Here is a 16,087-nt window from a genome sequence, read left to right as displayed (position 1 = left end):
AAAATTTAAATAAAATTTGGAAAAATATTGTGCTTTTCTACGCGGTGTTAATGTCAGCAGAACTTCGATGAAGATGACAGAGGTTATCGAAGTATTTGCCGAAGCTGGAATGCAAAAAGTCACCACTGTATTAGCAACTGGAAACATTTTGTTTTCTTCCAATAAAAACCAGTCTGAATTAAAGCGGATTCTAGAGAAAGCGATGTCAGACTATTTTAATTATGAAGCTTTTATTTTCCTAAAAACGGAAAAAGAAGTTGCTGAAATTTTAAAAAACAATCCGTTTCAAAAATTGGAAGACCTCCACATTTATGTTTTTATAGGAGTCGAAAATATTGCCCAGCTACTTTTAGAACAATTCAATCAATCTACAAAATCTGAAAGTGAAAAAGGAGCGATTATCGATCAAACCTTTTATTGGCAGGTGGAGAAGGGAAATACTTTAGCTTCAACCTTCGGAAAAGTTTTAGGGAAAAAATTATTGAAAGAAAAAATGACGTGTCGGAATTTAAATACGATGGAGAAAATTTTAAAGAAATTTTAGTAAAAACCAAATATCAGTAACTGACTTTGGATCAGTTTTTTTTGTAGATCATTTTAAAACCGTTTAGTAAATTACTGAAATAATTCATCAAAAAAATCCGTATTTTTGTGACTCAACCGAAAGTCCAACATTAAACATCAATAATGATTCAATATCTAGAAAATATCCACCATAAAAATTCAAAAAACTTTTTCCTAATTGCGGGTCCGTGCATCATAGAAGGCGAAGAAATGGCTTTAAATATTGCCGAGAAAATTGTGGAGATGACTAATAAATATGAAATTCCTTATATTTTTAAAGGCAGTTTCAAAAAAGCAAATCGCAGTAGAGTAGATTCTTTCACCACCATTGGAGAAGAAAAATCTCTGGAAATTCTCAGAAAAGTAGGCGAGACTTTTAACATCCCAACCACAACAGACATTCACGAAAATAATCACGCCGCTTTGGCCGCTCAATATGTTGATGTTTTACAAATCCCAGCATTTTTAGTTCGCCAAACTGATTTACTAATTGCAGCCGCAAAAACTGGAAAATGTGTTAGTTTGAAAAAAGGACAATTTCTGTCGCCGGAATCAATGCAATTTGCCGTGCAGAAAGTGAATGATTCGGGCAACCCAAAAACGGCAATTATCGAACGAGGAAACTCTTTTGGCTACACCGATTTGGTTGTTGATTTCCGCGGAATCCCAACGATGCGAAATTATGCTCCGGTGATTTTAGATGTCACTCATTCTTTGCAACAGCCGAATCAAAGTTCTGGTGTTACAGGTGGAAGACCGGAATTGATTGAAACCATAGCAAAAGCTGGAATCGCTGTTGGTGCAGATGGGCTTTTCATCGAAACTCATCCAGATCCGAGTTGTGCACTATCCGACGGAGCCAATATGCTGCGCTTAGATAAATTGGAAGAGTTGCTGCAGAAATTAACACGCGTTCGAGAAGCAATTCTCTAATTTTTCGTTATCTTTAAAATCTAAATTTTTTACCTTGAAAAAAATTCTATTACTCCTTTTGGTGATGCCCGTTTTTGCGTTTTCGCAAATTAATCTGAAAGTGTTGGATGAAGATGGCAAACCGGTTTCCGAAGCCAATGTATCTTACAACAATCAAAATTTTACGACTGACGATACCGGTTTTGTAAAGATTCCGATTGCGGATGCTGAGCAACTTCTTTCTGTACAAAAAGGAAATTTTAGGGGTTTTAATAAAAACATTAAAATAACTCCAAAACTCCAAAATGTAAATGTTCTGTTCGTAAAAGCCGAAAGAGAAACTGAAATTGAAGAAGTTGTTTTTCAGAAAAAAGGAAAAGTAAAAGTGACCGACTTAACTTCAATGGAAATTTCTACCAAAGAAGCACAGCAAGTTGCTTCACTTTCTGGTGGTGTAGAGGGACTTTTGAAAACTTTACCCTCCGTAAATTCCAACGCCGAACTTTCTTCGCAATACATGGTAAGAGGTGGAAACTATGATGAAAACCTTATTTACATTAATGATATTGAAATCTATCGTCCGTTTTTAATTCGTAATTCTTTACAAGAAGGATTGAGTATTATCAATCCCGATATGGTTCGGTCTATTAATTTTTCGGCGGGTGGATTTGAAGCGAAATATGGCGATAAGATGTCTTCATCTTTAAATATTTACTACCGTCAACCCACGAAATTCGAAATTTCTGGTGAAGCGAGTTTAATTGGTGGAAGACTATCGACAGGTTTTGCGTCCAAGGATAAAAAGTTATCAGCAATGATTTCTGGACGGTATCGAAACACCAATTTGGTTTTAAATACTTTGAAAGAGGACACTGACTTTAATCCGCAGTACATGGATTTCCAAACCTACATCAATTATAAATTAAATGATAAATGGGGATTTTCTTTCATCGGATATTGGAGTAAAAACGATTACGAAATGATTCCTAAAGTGAAGGAAGTTGAATTTGGAACGTTGCAATCTCCTTTAAAACTGAGCGTTTTCTACAATGGAAAGGAAGATGACAAGTATAAAAATATGATGGGCACGGCGTCCATTAACTTTAAACCCAATAAAAAATGGGCTTTTACTTTAGATAATTTTGCCTATCAAAATCGCGAGCGTGAATATTATTCGATTGCCTCTGGTTATATGTTGCAAAGCTTTGACCCAGTTACTGGCGAGCCGATTGCCTCTTATGATGTGGGTGGACAAATTGATCATGCACGAAATGACTTATTGGTAAAAACGTATGGTGCTCAGTTTAAGACGAAATTTTCACCTAACGTCAACACTGATTTTGAAGTCGGAGTAAAATTCGAAAAAGAAAATTTAAGAGACTTTACGAATGAATGGCAGTTAGTCGATTCATTGGGTTACAGCACGCCTCGGAATTATGCAGAGCCTGGAACTTTGGATCCATCTCAGCTTCGTTTGAGATATAGTATTTCTGGCGCAAACCATATTCAGCCGACTAGAACTTCTGGCTATGCGCAATATTCTAAAAAGTTTTATTGGGGTGAAAACAGAATGTTCGTCAACGCTGGAGTTCGTGCTTCTCATTGGGATTTTAATGATGAAACCATTATTTCGCCACGTGCTCAAATTGCCATTAAACCAAATTGGGATATGGATATGTTATTCAAAGTTTCTGGGGGAATTTATTACCAAGCGCCTTTCTATAAAGAGATTAAAGATGTCGATGGGAAGTTTAATCCAGATATTAAATCACAACGTTCGATGCAAATTATCTTGGCGAATGATTACGAATTTAAAATGGTTGACCGCCCTTTCAAGTTGACCACAGAAGTCTATTACAAGAAAATGGATCATTTGATTCCATATTATTTAGACAATGTAAGAATCAGATATTCTGGTGAAAATAATTCTGAAGGTTATGCTTACGGAATTGACACGAGGTTGTTTGGAGAATTTGTGCCAGGCGTAGACTCATGGATTTCTGCCAGTTATTCGCGAGTTTATGAAAATATTGATGGGCGCGGAGATATTCCAAGACCGACCGATCCCCGTTTTAGATTCTCGATGTTTTACCAGGATTATATGCCTAAGTTTCCTTCAATGAGAGTCAATTTGACTTTGGTTTATGCCAACGGACTTCCGTCGGGAACACCGATTTCCTTGGATGAATTTGGCAAACCCGATTTTGAAGCACCTTACAAATACCAAAGATCTTTGCCTTCTTATAAAAGAGTTGACATTGGTTTATCAAAAGTATTCATCGATCAAAAAGACAATAAAGTGAACGGTGGTTTCTGGGGAAATTTTGAAGAACTAACTTTAGGAGTACAGATTTTCAACGCGTTCAACATTATCAATACTGTTGCCAATCAATGGGTGAATGATGTGAATACGGGTTATCAATATCCAGTTCCGGTGAGATTGACGGGGAGATTCTTTAATGTGAAGTTGGAATTTAAACTTTAAGTATTGTGATGAAGAAATTTAAAAATCGTTTTTCATTTGATTCTGTTCTATATAAACTACAAACCCACTGCAATTGCATTTGGTTTTGTTTTTTATGGATATTTTCCTGGATTTTGAGAGGTATGAAAAATGGCTTTAATAGTAATTACTTTTAAATTTTCGTCAATAGTATAAAAGACGATGTACGGGAATTTTTTCAGTGGTAATCCTCGGAAATTCTTATAGTAAATTTGGTAGTAAGGATTTTGTTTAATTTTATAAAGTGTCTTTTCGTAATCTTTCAAAAAATTCTGCGCAACTTTTAAAGTAGCTTTCTCTTTATAGTATGCCACAGCTTGTTTTTGATTGGTTTTGGCAACAAGTGTTATCTGAACCCTAAAGTCCATATTCTTTTTTTAATTCTTCTAGAGAATTAAAAGCATCTACACAATCTTCGGGAAGAATATTGTCTTGACTGTCCAAAATTTGCTTTTGGTCCTCAGAAAGAGTGAAAGGATTTCCGATTTCCAATACATTACTTTCAGAAATCACAAATTTCATTTTCAATGCTTTGATAAAAGCCTTTAAAGCATCGGCTTGCTCTGAAGAATTTGGTTCTATAATGAAAATATTTTGTGTCCGCATTGTAGTAAAAATATATAAACAAATGTACAAATTAATTTTCCCATCGAAATATTCTCAATGTAAATTCTAATATTTATACCCATAAAAATCCCGAAACTAAAATGGTTTCGGGATCTATTTTTATTCTGTGTCCGAATCAGTTTCGGTATTATATGAAATCGTATCATATAAATCCTTTCGGCGGTCACTCATCGTTCGCACCGCACCATAATGATGCAGTTCTTTCAGTAAATTCAAATCGACATCAACAATTAAAGTCATCTCTGTATTTGGTGTCGCTTCCCCTTTTATCGCATTGGAGGGAAAGGCGAAATCAGATGGTGTAAAAACTGCCGCTTGTCCGTATTGAATATCCATGTTATTAACACCTGGTAAATTTCCGACGCAACCTGCAATGGCAACATAGCATTCATTTTCAATGGCTCTCGCAGAGGCACAATTCCGAACGCGCATGTAGGCATTTTGAGTATCGGTAAGATAAGGCACAAATAAAATCTTCATCCCTTGATCGGCTAAAATCCTTGGTAATTCAGGGAATTCTACGTCGTAACAAATCACCAAACCAACTTTTCCACAGTCGGTGTCGATCACTTTTATTTGGTCACCACCTTTCATTCCGTAGAATTTTTTCTCATTCGGCGTGATGTGAACTTTGCGATGTTCGTCAATTTTCCCGTCTCGGTGAAGCAAATAACTGACGTTATACAACTCGTCATTTTCAACTAAAGGCATACTTCCACCAATAATATTGATGTTGTAACCGATGGCCAATTGCGAAAGTTTATTCTTAATTTCTTCAGTGAGTTCAGCCAGTTTAAACATACTGTCTCTCTCATTCAGATCATTGAAAGGAGCGAGTAGAGGCGTGTTGAAGAACTCTGGGAACATTATGAAATCTGATTTATAATCTGCCATTACATTTATGAAAAACTCAACTTGTTCGTAGAACGCGTCGATATCTTTAAAATGGCGCATTTGCCATTGAACCAAACCTAGTCGAATCACAGAATCCTGCATGGTATTGGGTTTCTTACTGTAATAGATGTTATTCCATTGCAGTAAAACGGCGTTTTCAGCTGAATGCAAATCTTCGGGTAAATAATTTTTTAAAACCCGAACTGGTAGAAAATTATTGGCCAGCTGAAAACTTAAAACCGGATCATATAATTCTTTCTTGCGAACTTGCTGAATATATTTTCTGGGAGAAAGCTCATGGCTATGCAAGTGATAATTCGGAATTCTACCACCGATGATAATCGATTTTAGGTTAAGATTTTCGCATAATTCCTTCCTCGCATCGTATAACCTCCGGGCCAATCTCAACTCTCTAAATTCTGGATCGACAAAAATTTCAATTCCATACAAAACAGTTCCCGTATCAGAATGCGTGTTAAAAGTATAGTTTCCTGTTATTTCTTTATACGTATGATCATCCCCATACAACTCATACTGCACAATTAGGGACAAGCAAACCGCCGCAATTTTGTCATCAACCGTAATACAAATTTGCCCAGCTGGGAATATTTTGATTAGTTTTTTAATACTTGTTTTTGACCAGATGTTTTCCGACATCGCCGGATAGGCTTTCTGCATCGTCTCTTTAAGCTCTTCGTAATCCTCTATTTTTAAAGGTCTAATATCTATTTGCATCTAACTTTTTTTATTTTTTTAAACTAATATTCCGGAACAGTGATCGTGCGAACTTCCCGTGGCTGAAGACAAAACATTGTTTTCATTGGTCATTCTTAAAACTCCCATCAACGCAAAAATCAGCGCTTCTTTAAAGTCAATGATTTCCTTTTCTGGAATGATGATTTCAGTTTTAGTTTTACTTTGTATTATTTCAACCAAAAAAGAATTATACGTTCCTCCGCCCGTAAATAATACTTTTTTTAGGTCATGATCATTAAAGACTTTTGCAACTTGCACCGCGGCATGTTCTGTAAATGTTGCTAATATATCTAAAGGATTTTCACCCTTTAACTTTGGTATAATATGTTCAGAAACCCATTCCATTCCTAATGATTTCGGAGGGTTTTCTTTATAATAACTGATTGAATTTAATTCTTCTAAAAGTTCAATGTCAACTTTTCCGGCTCGTGCAAAATCACCATTTTCATCAAATTCTTTTCCTAATTTATTGGCAAAAAGATTCAAGACAATATTAACGGGGCAAATATCAAAGGCGATTCTTTTTCCATTTTCTTTAAAAGAAATATTAGAAAATCCACCAATATTTAAACACGCATCATATTCAGAGAATAACTTCTCATCGCCGATAGGAACTAATGGTGCGCCTTTTCCACCCATTAAAACATCCTGACTGCGGAAATCATAAATTACGGGAATATTGGTGACTAATCTAATCGCTCGTCCATCTCCAATTTGAACGGTAAACTTTTTCTTTGGCTGATGAAAAATGGTGTGTCCGTGAGAAGCAATTAAATCGATCTTTTCTAAAGAGTTTTGGTTAATAAATTCTTGAACTTTTTGACCCAAATAAAATCCGTATTCCGAATGGAGTTCGAAGATTTCTTCTGCAGATAAATGAATAGCATTTCTTAACTTATTTTCCCAAATTTCAGAATAAGGAAAAGTTTCAGCATTTAAAATTTTAAAGTTCCATGTGCCAGAAACCTCTTTTTGGAAAGAAGCATAACAAATATCCAATCCGTCGAGGCTGGTGCCAGACATTAAACCCAAAGCGTGGAATTTCATGGTTTTAAAATTTTTTAAATATATGAATTTATGCTCGAAAGTGAAGAGATGCACGAATGCAAAGCAGCGAGCTTACCTTCCTTTTTCTGGAATTTTTTGCGCATTGATATCGCCCGAATTATTGTAGAAGGTATAAGCGGAGAAATCATCTTTAGCCCGCATTCCATTGGCGCCAACCAAGGTAGAGCCATCTTTATCAGTCACATAAACAGTGTCGGTGGTATACATTATTTTTTTTGCCTGATCCCAGTAAACCGACTGCATCGCGAACATCTGATTCTCATTACTGATAATTTTTACATTGCCTTTCGCTTCGTAAAATTTCTTTTTCTCGTTGAACTTCGCATATTTCGCAGATATTTTTCCCGGCGCGTCTGGTTTCTTTTTATCATAGAAAAGAATATTAATTCCCTTTCTGGCCACGATATACGGCGAATCTACATATTCATATTTCTCAATCAGTGGAGCCGTAGCACGCAACTTTATCAGCCCCGAATCCCGCTGAACGATATTGGCATTATTAATTATTTGCGACGGAAAATTAGTGTTCCTGTTTTTATTAATCTTAGTCAAATCTTCATCACAGGATATTAAAGCAAAAAATATAGCACAACTTAAAAAGCCGGCTATATTTTTATAGAATATTTCTTTAATGAAATTCATCTCTTAATCATAAAGTCGTTTATTAAACCACTTATCTGCAAAATTAATTCCTATTTTCAGGTTAATAAAGTTTTGACGAACAAGATTATTATCCAACGTTCCTCTTTTCCCCAGTTCAAGTCCCAAGTCAATTCCACTCATTCTGCTGGCACTCTTATTTTCAAAAGGAAGGGTCATTCCACCTGTAATTGCAAATTGGTTAATATTCGTTCCGTTAAAAGCGAGATTTCCCTTTTCATAATAGGCTCCATAACGATAAGTTACGCGAGAGAAATAATTTCTAAAGTTGTTGTAGTTTGGCAAATACCAACCTCCAGCAGCAATTTTGTACGAGTTATCATTAACAAAAGGCTTTCCTAAAAATTGAATCGTTTCCCCTTTTTTATAATCAACCTGAGTTCCTACAAACCACTTGGCGTCTTTACCATAACCCGCTCCTAAAGAGAATTCCATCGGAATTAGGTTTTTATCTTCGCTATATTTTTCCTCAATAATACTTTCATTATTTTTGGTTTCTCCAGCGGAGTAGTAATAAGTACTGTTAATATATCGGGTTTCCATTTGACCGGTATTTCCGAAAGTATAAGTTGCTCCTAGAGTGAACTTTTTATCGTTCTCTAATTTTTTCTGGTAAGCGGATCCTAAAGTAAAGTTGAAAGTTTTCACTTTATTCTTGGTTTCGTAACCGTTAATCAATTCAGCTCCTGAAAAGGTAACCTCGTTGATATCATATAGATTACCAAAGAAGAAGTTAGATCGAAGACCAAAAGCAAACTCAGGCGTAATCTGATAAGATAAAGCAGCTTGAACCGTGCTCAAACTTCCTTCACCGCGATAAAGGCTTGCCTGCTTGGTTCCAGTTGCTAATACTTCTGAAGTTAAAACAGTGTATTTTTTTGAACTATACGGTTGATAACCTAACCCAAATTTAACTTTATTGGAAATAGGGAAAGCAATCGTAACATTTGATAAATACGATGAATGCTTCGTCACACTCAAATTATCATTATTAGATTTAAAGAAGTTATTCTCATTACTTCCTTCAATTTTCAAAGTGGTTAACTCTAAATTCTTGTTAGCAGCTGGGTTGCTAAAGTTAAAGTTGTTGTTGAAATCCCAAATATATGCGGTAGAAATGCCACCCATCGCACTGATATCAGTCGTATTATCGTACTTAACATCACCGATTCCAAAGGCAGCATATGGAGAATTACCAATCGTTTGTGCGTTCAGGAAAAAACCTGCGGCAATCAATGGTAATACAAAAATTCTTTTCATTCTCTCTTTTTAAAAATAATGCGCAAATATCTTAAATATTACTGAATTGTGAAAGTAAGTTTGGTTAAAGTTTGTTAACCTTATCAAACGGAAAAATTTCTGTTATTTTGGTTAAAATCTTATTCCAGACTGATTTTTATTTGACAGCGATTTTAAATTTTTAACTTAAAGAAAACTGATAATTCCTGCAAGATAAAGAAAATTGTCAGCACTTTTGAGGTTGTTAAATATAACCTTTAAACTTAACGATTACCTTTTAAATCATCCAACAAAAATATTTATCTTTGAACCATGAATTGGGAACAAATTGTAGGTCACGAAAATCTGAAAAAGCTTCTGAAAGATAGCATTAGTAACAATCGGGTTAGCCACGCGCAGTTATTTGTCGGCAAAGATGGGTTTGGAACTTTGCCCTTGGCGATGGCGTTTGCTAAAGAAATTTTAAGAAAAGAAAATGACCAATCTTCGTCTAAAGTTGATCATCTCAATCATCTTGATTTGCATTTTAGTTTTCCTGTATTCAAGTCCAGTAAGAGCGGATTGGCAGATCAGTTTTTTGATGAGTTTAGAGAGATGATTTTAAAAAACCCCTATTCTAATAATGAAGATTGGAATGAGATTTTAGAATCAGAAAATAAGCAACTCAGCATTTACGTCGAAGAAATTGACGAGATCAATAAGAAGTTCGCCTTAAAAAGTTTTGAAGGAGGCAGTAAAATTCTCATCGTTTGGCAAGCCGATAAAATGAATACAGATGCCGCAAATAAATTCTTAAAATTTTTAGAGGAACCCCCAAAGAATACCTACATCATTCTCACTGCATCTAATACAGATTTCATGCTTCCGACGATTCTTTCCAGAACACAGATTGTGGAAATTCCAAGTATTAGTGAAGAAGATCTTGATCAGGTTCTACAAAAGAACCGCGAAATCAGCCCTGACAGAAGACGGGAAATTGTTTTTCAAGCACAGGGAAATTTTAATACCGCTCAGAAATTAACCCACTCTGATAATACAGAGTCTGAATTTGAAGAACATTTCGTCATGTGGGTTCGAAACGCTTTTCAAGTGAAGAAGAAACCTGAATTTCTGAAGAACATTGTTCTTTGGGGCAGAAAAATAGCAACCTGGAATCGTGAAAAACAAATGAACTTTCTAGAGTATTGTGCAGAAATGTTTCGGCTGGCTTTGCTGCAAAATTATGGTAATGAAAGTTTGGTCTACAGAAAGATAGAGTCGGGCGGTTTTAAATGGGATAGTTTTTCTAAGTTTATTCACGGTGCCAATATCGAAGCCATTCTAGAAGAGATTTCAACCGCAGATTATCATTTAGAACGCAACGGAAATACCAAAATAATCTGGACTGATTTAGGAATCAAGCTTTCGCGCTATATTCATAAAAAGATATAAAAAAACCACCAATCGGTGGTTGTATTTCTAAGCGGTTTTCTTCGTCTCTGATTTCTTTTCGGAAGCAGTACAGGCGCCTTTGCAATCTTTGTGATCTTTCATTGTGCAAACTTTCTCTGATTTTTTATCAGCCATCTTGCAATCTTTTTTGTCCTTTCCGGCGCAGCAAGATTTTTTCGGTGCTTCTTGGGCAAACCCTAAAGTGAAGAGTGAGATGGCCAGAACTGAAATAACTTTTTTCATTTTGCTTTGTTTTTTTTGTTGTTGAAGAATCAAAGTTAAATTAATTTTTAATTAAAGATGAATTTACTTTAATAATATTTAGCAATTAAAAGAAAGATTATTTTTCAAAAAATGCCAGTGAACTACCAATCCAAATCGCGTCTTTCTTATTAAAGTCAACATTAGCCATGGCAACTTTAGTCATTCTAGCTAAGTTGTCCATCAATAAAGGGTTCTCTTCATTTTCTTTCCAGAGGTAAAGCATGCGGATTTCTGATTTAGAAAACTCGCCATTGACGTCTTCAAAAAGAGGTTCGTAAAAGACTTTTCTTTGCATGATGAAATTATCTTTATCTGAAATAACATCGATGTCTGCTTGAACTGGATCGAGGTTAACGCCGCTTCCAGCAAAAGAAAACAAAGGTTTCAAAACAAAATCTTCTAACTTTTCTGAAGCAGGAAATTCTGACAGAAAATAACTTTTCGGCACGTACTGATGTTCTAATTTAGGCAAGATATATTTTGAAACTTTGAAAAACCAGTTTGGATGCGTCACCCACGTAACGTCAACTTCATCCCGGAAATCAAATTCGGTTTTTAAATTAAGGATGTGATCTAGTTCATCAAAAATCACACGGTTATAAATTCGATGAATCGGAATTAGTCTTCCCTCATTTTCATAAAAAAGTTTTTTACCTTCTTTTTTTACTTTGGTCAAACAAACCGTTTTAATTCCTAAATACTTTTCCGTTAAAGCAAAGTCAATACTGGTTTTTTGTTTCTCTGGATAAATTTCCATTAAAACTACATTCTCAGGATTTTCATTGCCAACAATAACCTCCTTTAAATACTGAATGTACTCGGGTTTGGGAAGTGAAGTTCGTAAATCTTTTAAAAAGGGAAAGAGCTCAGAAACCACTTCTTCGTATTCCTCCTGAAAAGCATAAAGAGTAGGGAAGGCTTGTAATTCAATCAATTGAGGTTCGATTTCTCCAGTTTCTGGATTTTTGCAAATCCCAAAATCGATAGCTAAAAAGTGAGGTTTGTGATGGTCATTCGGCACGCGACAATTATCCGGAACTGCTTGATCTAATTCCTCAGGCGACATTTTTTTGATCTGGTCAATAATGCTGTTGCATGCATCATCTAATTTATCTTTAAAGTCTCTCGTTAAAAATATCGGACTTTCTGAAACTCGAAAAAGTGCCTCTGTTCCTGCTCGTTTAGCAAGTTCATCTTTAAGCGCGGTATATTTTTCAGTGGTATATTCAGCATTAAATTGCTGTCGATATTTTGGAATCATGGTATTCGTTTTATTTAAAAATCAATGCGGGGAATTTATTTCCCACGTCATCAATTTATTTTTTTTAAAGTTTTAAAGCTTTTGCGAATACCGGCTGCATCATTAATAAAAATGACTTAAGCCATCACTAAACTTTTCATAATTTCTTGTGAAGCGTGTTGTAAAAATCTTGGTAGAATTTGCGCTTGGGTTAAGACAATTTTATCGGAATCGTCCATTCGGTCGACAGTTTCGAGATATTTCTCAACGCCGTAATTCTCAATCATCGCCGTTCTATTCTTATCAATTTTTAAATTTTCTAACATTCCTTTTGGATCTGCTTCTGGATGAAACTGAGTTCCAAAGATTTCAGGTGAAAATCGAATGGCCATTACGGCTCGTTCCAAATGAATATGTGGACGAACCTTCTCCAAAGCCACGACTTTCGTTCCCATCTCATTGATGGTTTCGTAATTGGGTTCGATAAATTGATAACTTCTGGAATCAACCGCATAGAAAGGTTCTGGTAGATTCTTCAACAAGAAATCTTCTTTACCTTCTGCAGTTCTATGAATTGGCATCACCCCAAACGAATACGATTTTCTTTTACAAATGTTTCCCAAATTCCAGTGGATACACGCGACCTGAAAAGAATGACACACTAAAAACGCAAACTTTTTTTGGTCCGAAACTCTATTGTGTTCTAAAAGATTATCTAAAAAATCGGCATATTTTGGTTCCCAAGCATAGCCTTCTTTGTGCGGATTTCCGGGACCGCCAGAAGAAATAAATATATCGAAATCCTGAATATCAGGGATTTCATCTTTAAATCTTACATCAAAAAGAGTAATCGAAACATCTTCATCAGCATGTTCCTTAAACTGTTGTGAAATTTCTCTGATATTGCGCATCCCTTGATTAACATGATTATTGTTCATATCAAGCAAGGCGATTTTTAACTTTTTCATTTTCTTTAATTACGATGCAAATTTAATAAATTCAAATTTATTCGTACGTAATTCCAAATTCAGTTTCTGCAATCATGTAATCTACAACTGCTTTCAGGTCTCCTGTTTCTTCGTAAACCTTTAACTGACGGTCTGCTCCAGTACCATTTTTCATAATTTCCCAGGCATATTCGACTTCTTTTCTGCAATCTAATTCATCAACTACATCATCAATAAATTCAAGTAATTCCTTCAATAAAGCCACAAAAGGAACGCTGGTTTCTTTTCCAAAATCGATGAGATGAGCATCAATTCCTTCTTTAGAAGCACGCCATTTATTTTCATTGAGTAAAAGTCTTCTGTAACTTCTGAAACTCATATTTTGTTCGTGCAGTTTATAAATCTTCGCGACCAAACATTGCATAATTGCTGCCAGACAAACCGTTTCATCAGTTCTCAAAGGCATATCGCAAATTCTAAATTCAATCGTTGGGTAGAATGGATGAACGCGAAGATCCCACCATATTTTCTTAGCATTATCAATGGTTCCGGTTTTAATCATCAAATCAATGTAGGCATCAAACTCCGCGACTGAATTAAAATAACTCGGAATTCCGGTTCTCGGGAATTTCGCAAAAACTTCGTGTCGATAAGATTTAAAACCAGTTTTACTTCCGACCCAAAAAGGGGAGTTGGTGGAAAGCGCATAGATATGAGGCAAAAAATAACGCATCACATTTTGAATTCTAATTCCTTCTTCCCGGTTTGGAATCCCAATATGAACGTGCAATCCGAAAATTAAATTGGAGCGGGCAACATCTCCCAAGTCACTCACGATTTTATCGTACCGCTGATCTTTCGTAATGGGATTGTTTTTCCAGTGAGAAAAAGGATGGGTTCCGCCGCCAGAAACACGCAGGTTATTTTCGTGAGCAACCTTAATCAGCCTTTTACGGAGATCAGTTAACTCAGCACGGACGCCAGATATGTTTTGGCAAATACCAGTTTCCATTTCAATAACAGATTCGTGCATTTCATGTTTTAAGTTTTCCTTTAAAGTTGCGTGGCCACCTTCAATTATTTTGGAAACATGTGAAACCAAATCACGACTTTCTGCATCAATAATTTGATATTCTTCTTCAACGCCAATGGTAAATCTATGCATCGTTTTTGTGTTTTTAAGGATTAAAATAGGTCAGTTTAAAAATTGATCTTTGTTACTTTTAAACTGAACTAAAAAAGTTATTTGATCGAATCTTTCACAAATGTTCCCCACGAAATATTAGGTTTACCTGCAACATATTCCTTCGCTTTTTCAATTGCTAGCTTAGCCGAATGTTCAACAATCCAGGCGAAATTTTCTTCACCCACCGAGTTTCTATCGGCATCTGGCGCAGGATTACAGAAATCAATGGCGTAAGGAATTCCATCTTTCACGGCAAACTCTACCGTATTAAAATCGTAACCCAAAGCTTCATTCATTTCAATGGTGTAATCATGAATAACTTTCAAAAGTTTTTCTCTTGCTTTTCCTTCTGTTTTGTGTGTCGTCGCATATCGTAAATGGTGCTCATTTCTCGGTTCGTAAGGCATAATGTGAACGTATTTTTTCCCTAAACAATAGACTCGATAATAATCTTCAAAGAAAATTTCTTCCTGAAGCATCATCACCAATTGTCCCGTTTCGCCTAATTTCGTCCACATATCTTCAGCATCTTCTACGCGGTAAACATTCTTCCAGCCGCCGCCATCGTGAGGTTTCATATAAGCCGGGAAGCCGATATAATTAAAGATATAATCCCAGTCATGCGGAAATTTTAGGTTTCGAAAAGAGGTTTCAGTGGTGTCGGTAGGTCGGTCATTTGAGGGTAACAAAACCGTTTTCGGCAAGGGAATTCCTAGTTTTGACATTAATGCATTATTAAAGAATTTCTCATCGGCACTCCACCAAAACGGATTGTTCATAATATAAGTCCCATTGAGCGCCGCATTTTTTAAATACGCTCGGTAAAAAGGAACATCTTGCGAAATTCGATCAATAATGACAGCATATCCATAATCCTCACCTTGCTCTAATTTATCGATCATTACGGGTTCGGCGATGATTTCTCCCTTACCGAGTTCATTTACTTTATCAATAAAAGCCCAGGGAAAAGTATCTTCCATACCGAATAAAATTCCTACTTTCTTTGCCATAATATTTTATTTTTTTTAATTAATGTGGTTTTTTTTTAAAATGTTTTTCTTTAAAACTAAGAGAAAAATCTGCCGATAAAAGTGGGGAAAACCATTCGCCAAAGTGGCCAGTCATGGTTAATCCATTTTTGCTCATCATACCAATGATCGATTCCTTTCGAAGCTAAAATGCCCGCCATTTCACGCGTCTGCTCTAAACAAATATCCTGGTCAGAAGTGCTTAAGACAATGTGCATATGATGGTATTTAAAGCTTTCGTCATTTTTAACAAATTCCCGTGGGCAGTTGTAATAAACCAAATCATTGCTAAAACCCTCCATAAAATTCCGGATTGAAAATGCACCAGAAAGACAAAACATATGAGAGACCACATTTGGAAAACGAAACGCAAAATTAGCCGCATGATATCCACCAAAACTTGCTCCTGCAACCGCCACGCGATGCACAGAATGCATTTGTTGAATGTAGGGCACAAACTCCTGAATTAAAAACTGCATATACAGCTCGTAATTTCTGATTCGTTCTGCCGCAGAAATATTCTTGTCATAGAAACTGAACTTATCTATAGTTTCAATATTATACAATTTTACTTTTCCCTGATCGATGAAATGATTAATACTTTCATTCAATTTAAAATCATGATTTTGAGTGTATTGCCCATTTGATGTTGGGAACATAATGATCGGATGGCCGAAATGTCCCGTAACTTCAACTCTCAAACTCATTCCTAAGATATGCGAGTAATAATCAGTGTGCTCAATTCTTGGCATAATGGTTTTAGATTTA

At 35.7% G+C, this 16,087-nt stretch carries 16 protein-coding genes; 4 read left to right on the top strand and 12 right to left on the bottom strand.

The window, feature by feature from the left end; all coding sequences use genetic code 11:
* The first annotated feature begins 16 nt into the window (after positions 1-16).
* The 3 genes from BMX49_RS11125 (at position 17) to BMX49_RS11115 (ending at position 3,961) form a co-directional block, all read left to right on the top strand.
* The gene (locus BMX49_RS11125) at positions 17-544 is read left to right on the top strand and encodes a DUF1697 domain-containing protein (RefSeq protein WP_034720775.1); all 528 of its coding nucleotides are present in this window, start codon (positions 17-19) and stop codon (positions 542-544) included.
* Positions 545-687: 143 nt separating this feature from the next.
* Positions 688-1,497, top strand: a complete 810-nt coding sequence (gene kdsA, locus BMX49_RS11120; protein ID WP_034720773.1) for a 3-deoxy-8-phosphooctulonate synthase — start codon at positions 688-690, stop codon at positions 1,495-1,497.
* 34 nt (positions 1,498-1,531) lie between these two features.
* Complete coding sequence (locus BMX49_RS11115; protein WP_034720770.1) at positions 1,532-3,961, top strand: TonB-dependent receptor plug domain-containing protein; 2,430 nt, start codon at positions 1,532-1,534, stop codon at positions 3,959-3,961.
* Between the two features lie 92 nt (positions 3,962-4,053).
* Here BMX49_RS11115 and BMX49_RS11110 read toward each other — a convergent pair whose 3' ends face one another.
* From BMX49_RS11110 to bamG, 6 genes are all read right to left on the bottom strand, one after another.
* Positions 4,054-4,347 carry a type II toxin-antitoxin system RelE/ParE family toxin gene (locus BMX49_RS11110; protein WP_034720768.1) on the bottom strand — a complete coding sequence of 98 codons (294 nt, stop codon included), beginning with the start codon at positions 4,345-4,347 and terminating at the stop codon, positions 4,054-4,056.
* The gene (locus BMX49_RS11105; protein ID WP_034720766.1) at positions 4,337-4,585 is read right to left on the bottom strand and encodes a DUF2683 family protein; all 249 of its coding nucleotides are present in this window, start codon (positions 4,583-4,585) and stop codon (positions 4,337-4,339) included. Before BMX49_RS11105 ends, BMX49_RS11110 begins: the two co-directional genes overlap by 11 nt.
* A 120-nt stretch (positions 4,586-4,705) precedes the next feature.
* Positions 4,706-6,235: a carbon-nitrogen hydrolase family protein gene (locus BMX49_RS11100; protein WP_034720764.1), complete on the bottom strand. Its 1,530-nt coding sequence runs from the start codon at positions 6,233-6,235 to the stop codon at positions 4,706-4,708.
* An 18-nt stretch (positions 6,236-6,253) separates the two neighbouring features.
* Positions 6,254-7,303 carry an anhydro-N-acetylmuramic acid kinase gene (locus BMX49_RS11095; protein WP_034721558.1) on the bottom strand — a complete coding sequence of 350 codons (1,050 nt, stop codon included), beginning with the start codon at positions 7,301-7,303 and terminating at the stop codon, positions 6,254-6,256.
* Positions 7,304-7,375: 72 nt separating this feature from the next.
* Entirely contained in the window at positions 7,376-7,966 is a 591-nt protein-coding gene (gene lptC / locus BMX49_RS11090) for an LPS export ABC transporter periplasmic protein LptC (RefSeq protein WP_034720763.1), read from the bottom strand.
* 3 nt (positions 7,967-7,969) lie between these two features.
* The gene (gene bamG, locus BMX49_RS11085) at positions 7,970-9,244 is read right to left on the bottom strand and encodes a BamG family beta-barrel-assembly machinery protein (RefSeq protein ID WP_034720761.1); all 1,275 of its coding nucleotides are present in this window, start codon (positions 9,242-9,244) and stop codon (positions 7,970-7,972) included.
* 291 nt (positions 9,245-9,535) lie between these two features.
* Here bamG and BMX49_RS11080 point away from each other — a divergent pair, with 291 nt between their 5' ends.
* Positions 9,536-10,654, top strand: coding sequence for a DNA polymerase III subunit (locus BMX49_RS11080; RefSeq protein ID WP_034720759.1), 1,119 nt, complete (start codon positions 9,536-9,538; stop codon positions 10,652-10,654).
* A 27-nt stretch (positions 10,655-10,681) separates the two neighbouring features.
* Here the strand turns inward: BMX49_RS11080 and BMX49_RS11075 are convergent, their stop codons facing one another.
* From BMX49_RS11075 to BMX49_RS11050, 6 genes are all read right to left on the bottom strand, one after another.
* The gene (locus tag BMX49_RS11075) at positions 10,682-10,897 is read right to left on the bottom strand and encodes a hypothetical protein (RefSeq protein WP_034720757.1); all 216 of its coding nucleotides are present in this window, start codon (positions 10,895-10,897) and stop codon (positions 10,682-10,684) included.
* A gap of 97 nt (positions 10,898-10,994) precedes the next feature.
* Complete coding sequence (locus BMX49_RS11070) at positions 10,995-12,179, bottom strand: hypothetical protein (protein ID WP_034720755.1); 1,185 nt, start codon at positions 12,177-12,179, stop codon at positions 10,995-10,997.
* 116 nt (positions 12,180-12,295) lie between these two features.
* Positions 12,296-13,126, bottom strand: a complete 831-nt coding sequence (locus tag BMX49_RS11065; RefSeq protein WP_034720753.1) for a type 1 glutamine amidotransferase — start codon at positions 13,124-13,126, stop codon at positions 12,296-12,298.
* A 37-nt stretch (positions 13,127-13,163) separates the two neighbouring features.
* A complete protein-coding gene (locus tag BMX49_RS11060; protein WP_034720752.1) occupies positions 13,164-14,270 on the bottom strand; it encodes a carboxylate-amine ligase in 1,107 nt (368 codons plus the stop codon).
* A 77-nt stretch (positions 14,271-14,347) separates the two neighbouring features.
* Positions 14,348-15,301 carry an ATP-grasp domain-containing protein gene (locus BMX49_RS11055; RefSeq protein ID WP_034720750.1) on the bottom strand — a complete coding sequence of 318 codons (954 nt, stop codon included), beginning with the start codon at positions 15,299-15,301 and terminating at the stop codon, positions 14,348-14,350.
* A 56-nt stretch (positions 15,302-15,357) separates the two neighbouring features.
* The gene (locus tag BMX49_RS11050; protein WP_034720748.1) at positions 15,358-16,071 is read right to left on the bottom strand and encodes an alpha/beta hydrolase-fold protein; all 714 of its coding nucleotides are present in this window, start codon (positions 16,069-16,071) and stop codon (positions 15,358-15,360) included.
* Positions 16,072-16,087 lie beyond the last annotated feature (16 nt).

Origin of the sequence: Kaistella antarctica (genome assembly GCF_900109615.1) — a bacterium.
GTDB lineage: Bacteria > Bacteroidota > Bacteroidia > Flavobacteriales > Weeksellaceae > Kaistella > Kaistella antarctica.
The sequence above is the reverse complement of the archived record's forward strand: the minus strand, read 5'-3'. Positions and strand labels throughout refer to the sequence as shown.

What these genes read in the sequence shown, in the direction of transcription:
- BMX49_RS11105 (WP_034720766.1), bottom strand. Translation starts at nt 4,585, where the DNA reads ATGCGGACACAAAATATTTTCATTATAGAACCAAATTCTTCAGAGCAA.
- BMX49_RS11065 (WP_034720753.1), bottom strand. Translation starts at nt 13,126, where the DNA reads ATGAAAAAGTTAAAAATCGCCTTGCTTGATATGAACAATAATCATGTT.
- BMX49_RS11050 (WP_034720748.1), bottom strand. Translation starts at nt 16,071, where the DNA reads ATGCCAAGAATTGAGCACACTGATTATTACTCGCATATCTTAGGAATG.
- BMX49_RS11075 (WP_034720757.1), bottom strand. Translation starts at nt 10,897, where the DNA reads ATGAAAAAAGTTATTTCAGTTCTGGCCATCTCACTCTTCACTTTAGGG.
- BMX49_RS11060 (WP_034720752.1), bottom strand. Translation starts at nt 14,270, where the DNA reads ATGCATAGATTTACCATTGGCGTTGAAGAAGAATATCAAATTATTGAT.
- lptC (WP_034720763.1), bottom strand. Translation starts at nt 7,966, where the DNA reads ATGAATTTCATTAAAGAAATATTCTATAAAAATATAGCCGGCTTTTTA.
- kdsA (WP_034720773.1), top strand. Translation starts at nt 688, where the DNA reads ATGATTCAATATCTAGAAAATATCCACCATAAAAATTCAAAAAACTTT.
- BMX49_RS11080 (WP_034720759.1), top strand. Translation starts at nt 9,536, where the DNA reads ATGAATTGGGAACAAATTGTAGGTCACGAAAATCTGAAAAAGCTTCTG.
- BMX49_RS11110 (WP_034720768.1), bottom strand. Translation starts at nt 4,347, where the DNA reads ATGGACTTTAGGGTTCAGATAACACTTGTTGCCAAAACCAATCAAAAA.
- BMX49_RS11055 (WP_034720750.1), bottom strand. Translation starts at nt 15,301, where the DNA reads ATGGCAAAGAAAGTAGGAATTTTATTCGGTATGGAAGATACTTTTCCC.
- BMX49_RS11100 (WP_034720764.1), bottom strand. Translation starts at nt 6,235, where the DNA reads ATGCAAATAGATATTAGACCTTTAAAAATAGAGGATTACGAAGAGCTT.
- BMX49_RS11095 (WP_034721558.1), bottom strand. Translation starts at nt 7,303, where the DNA reads ATGAAATTCCACGCTTTGGGTTTAATGTCTGGCACCAGCCTCGACGGA.
- bamG (WP_034720761.1), bottom strand. Translation starts at nt 9,244, where the DNA reads ATGAAAAGAATTTTTGTATTACCATTGATTGCCGCAGGTTTTTTCCTG.
- BMX49_RS11070 (WP_034720755.1), bottom strand. Translation starts at nt 12,179, where the DNA reads ATGATTCCAAAATATCGACAGCAATTTAATGCTGAATATACCACTGAA.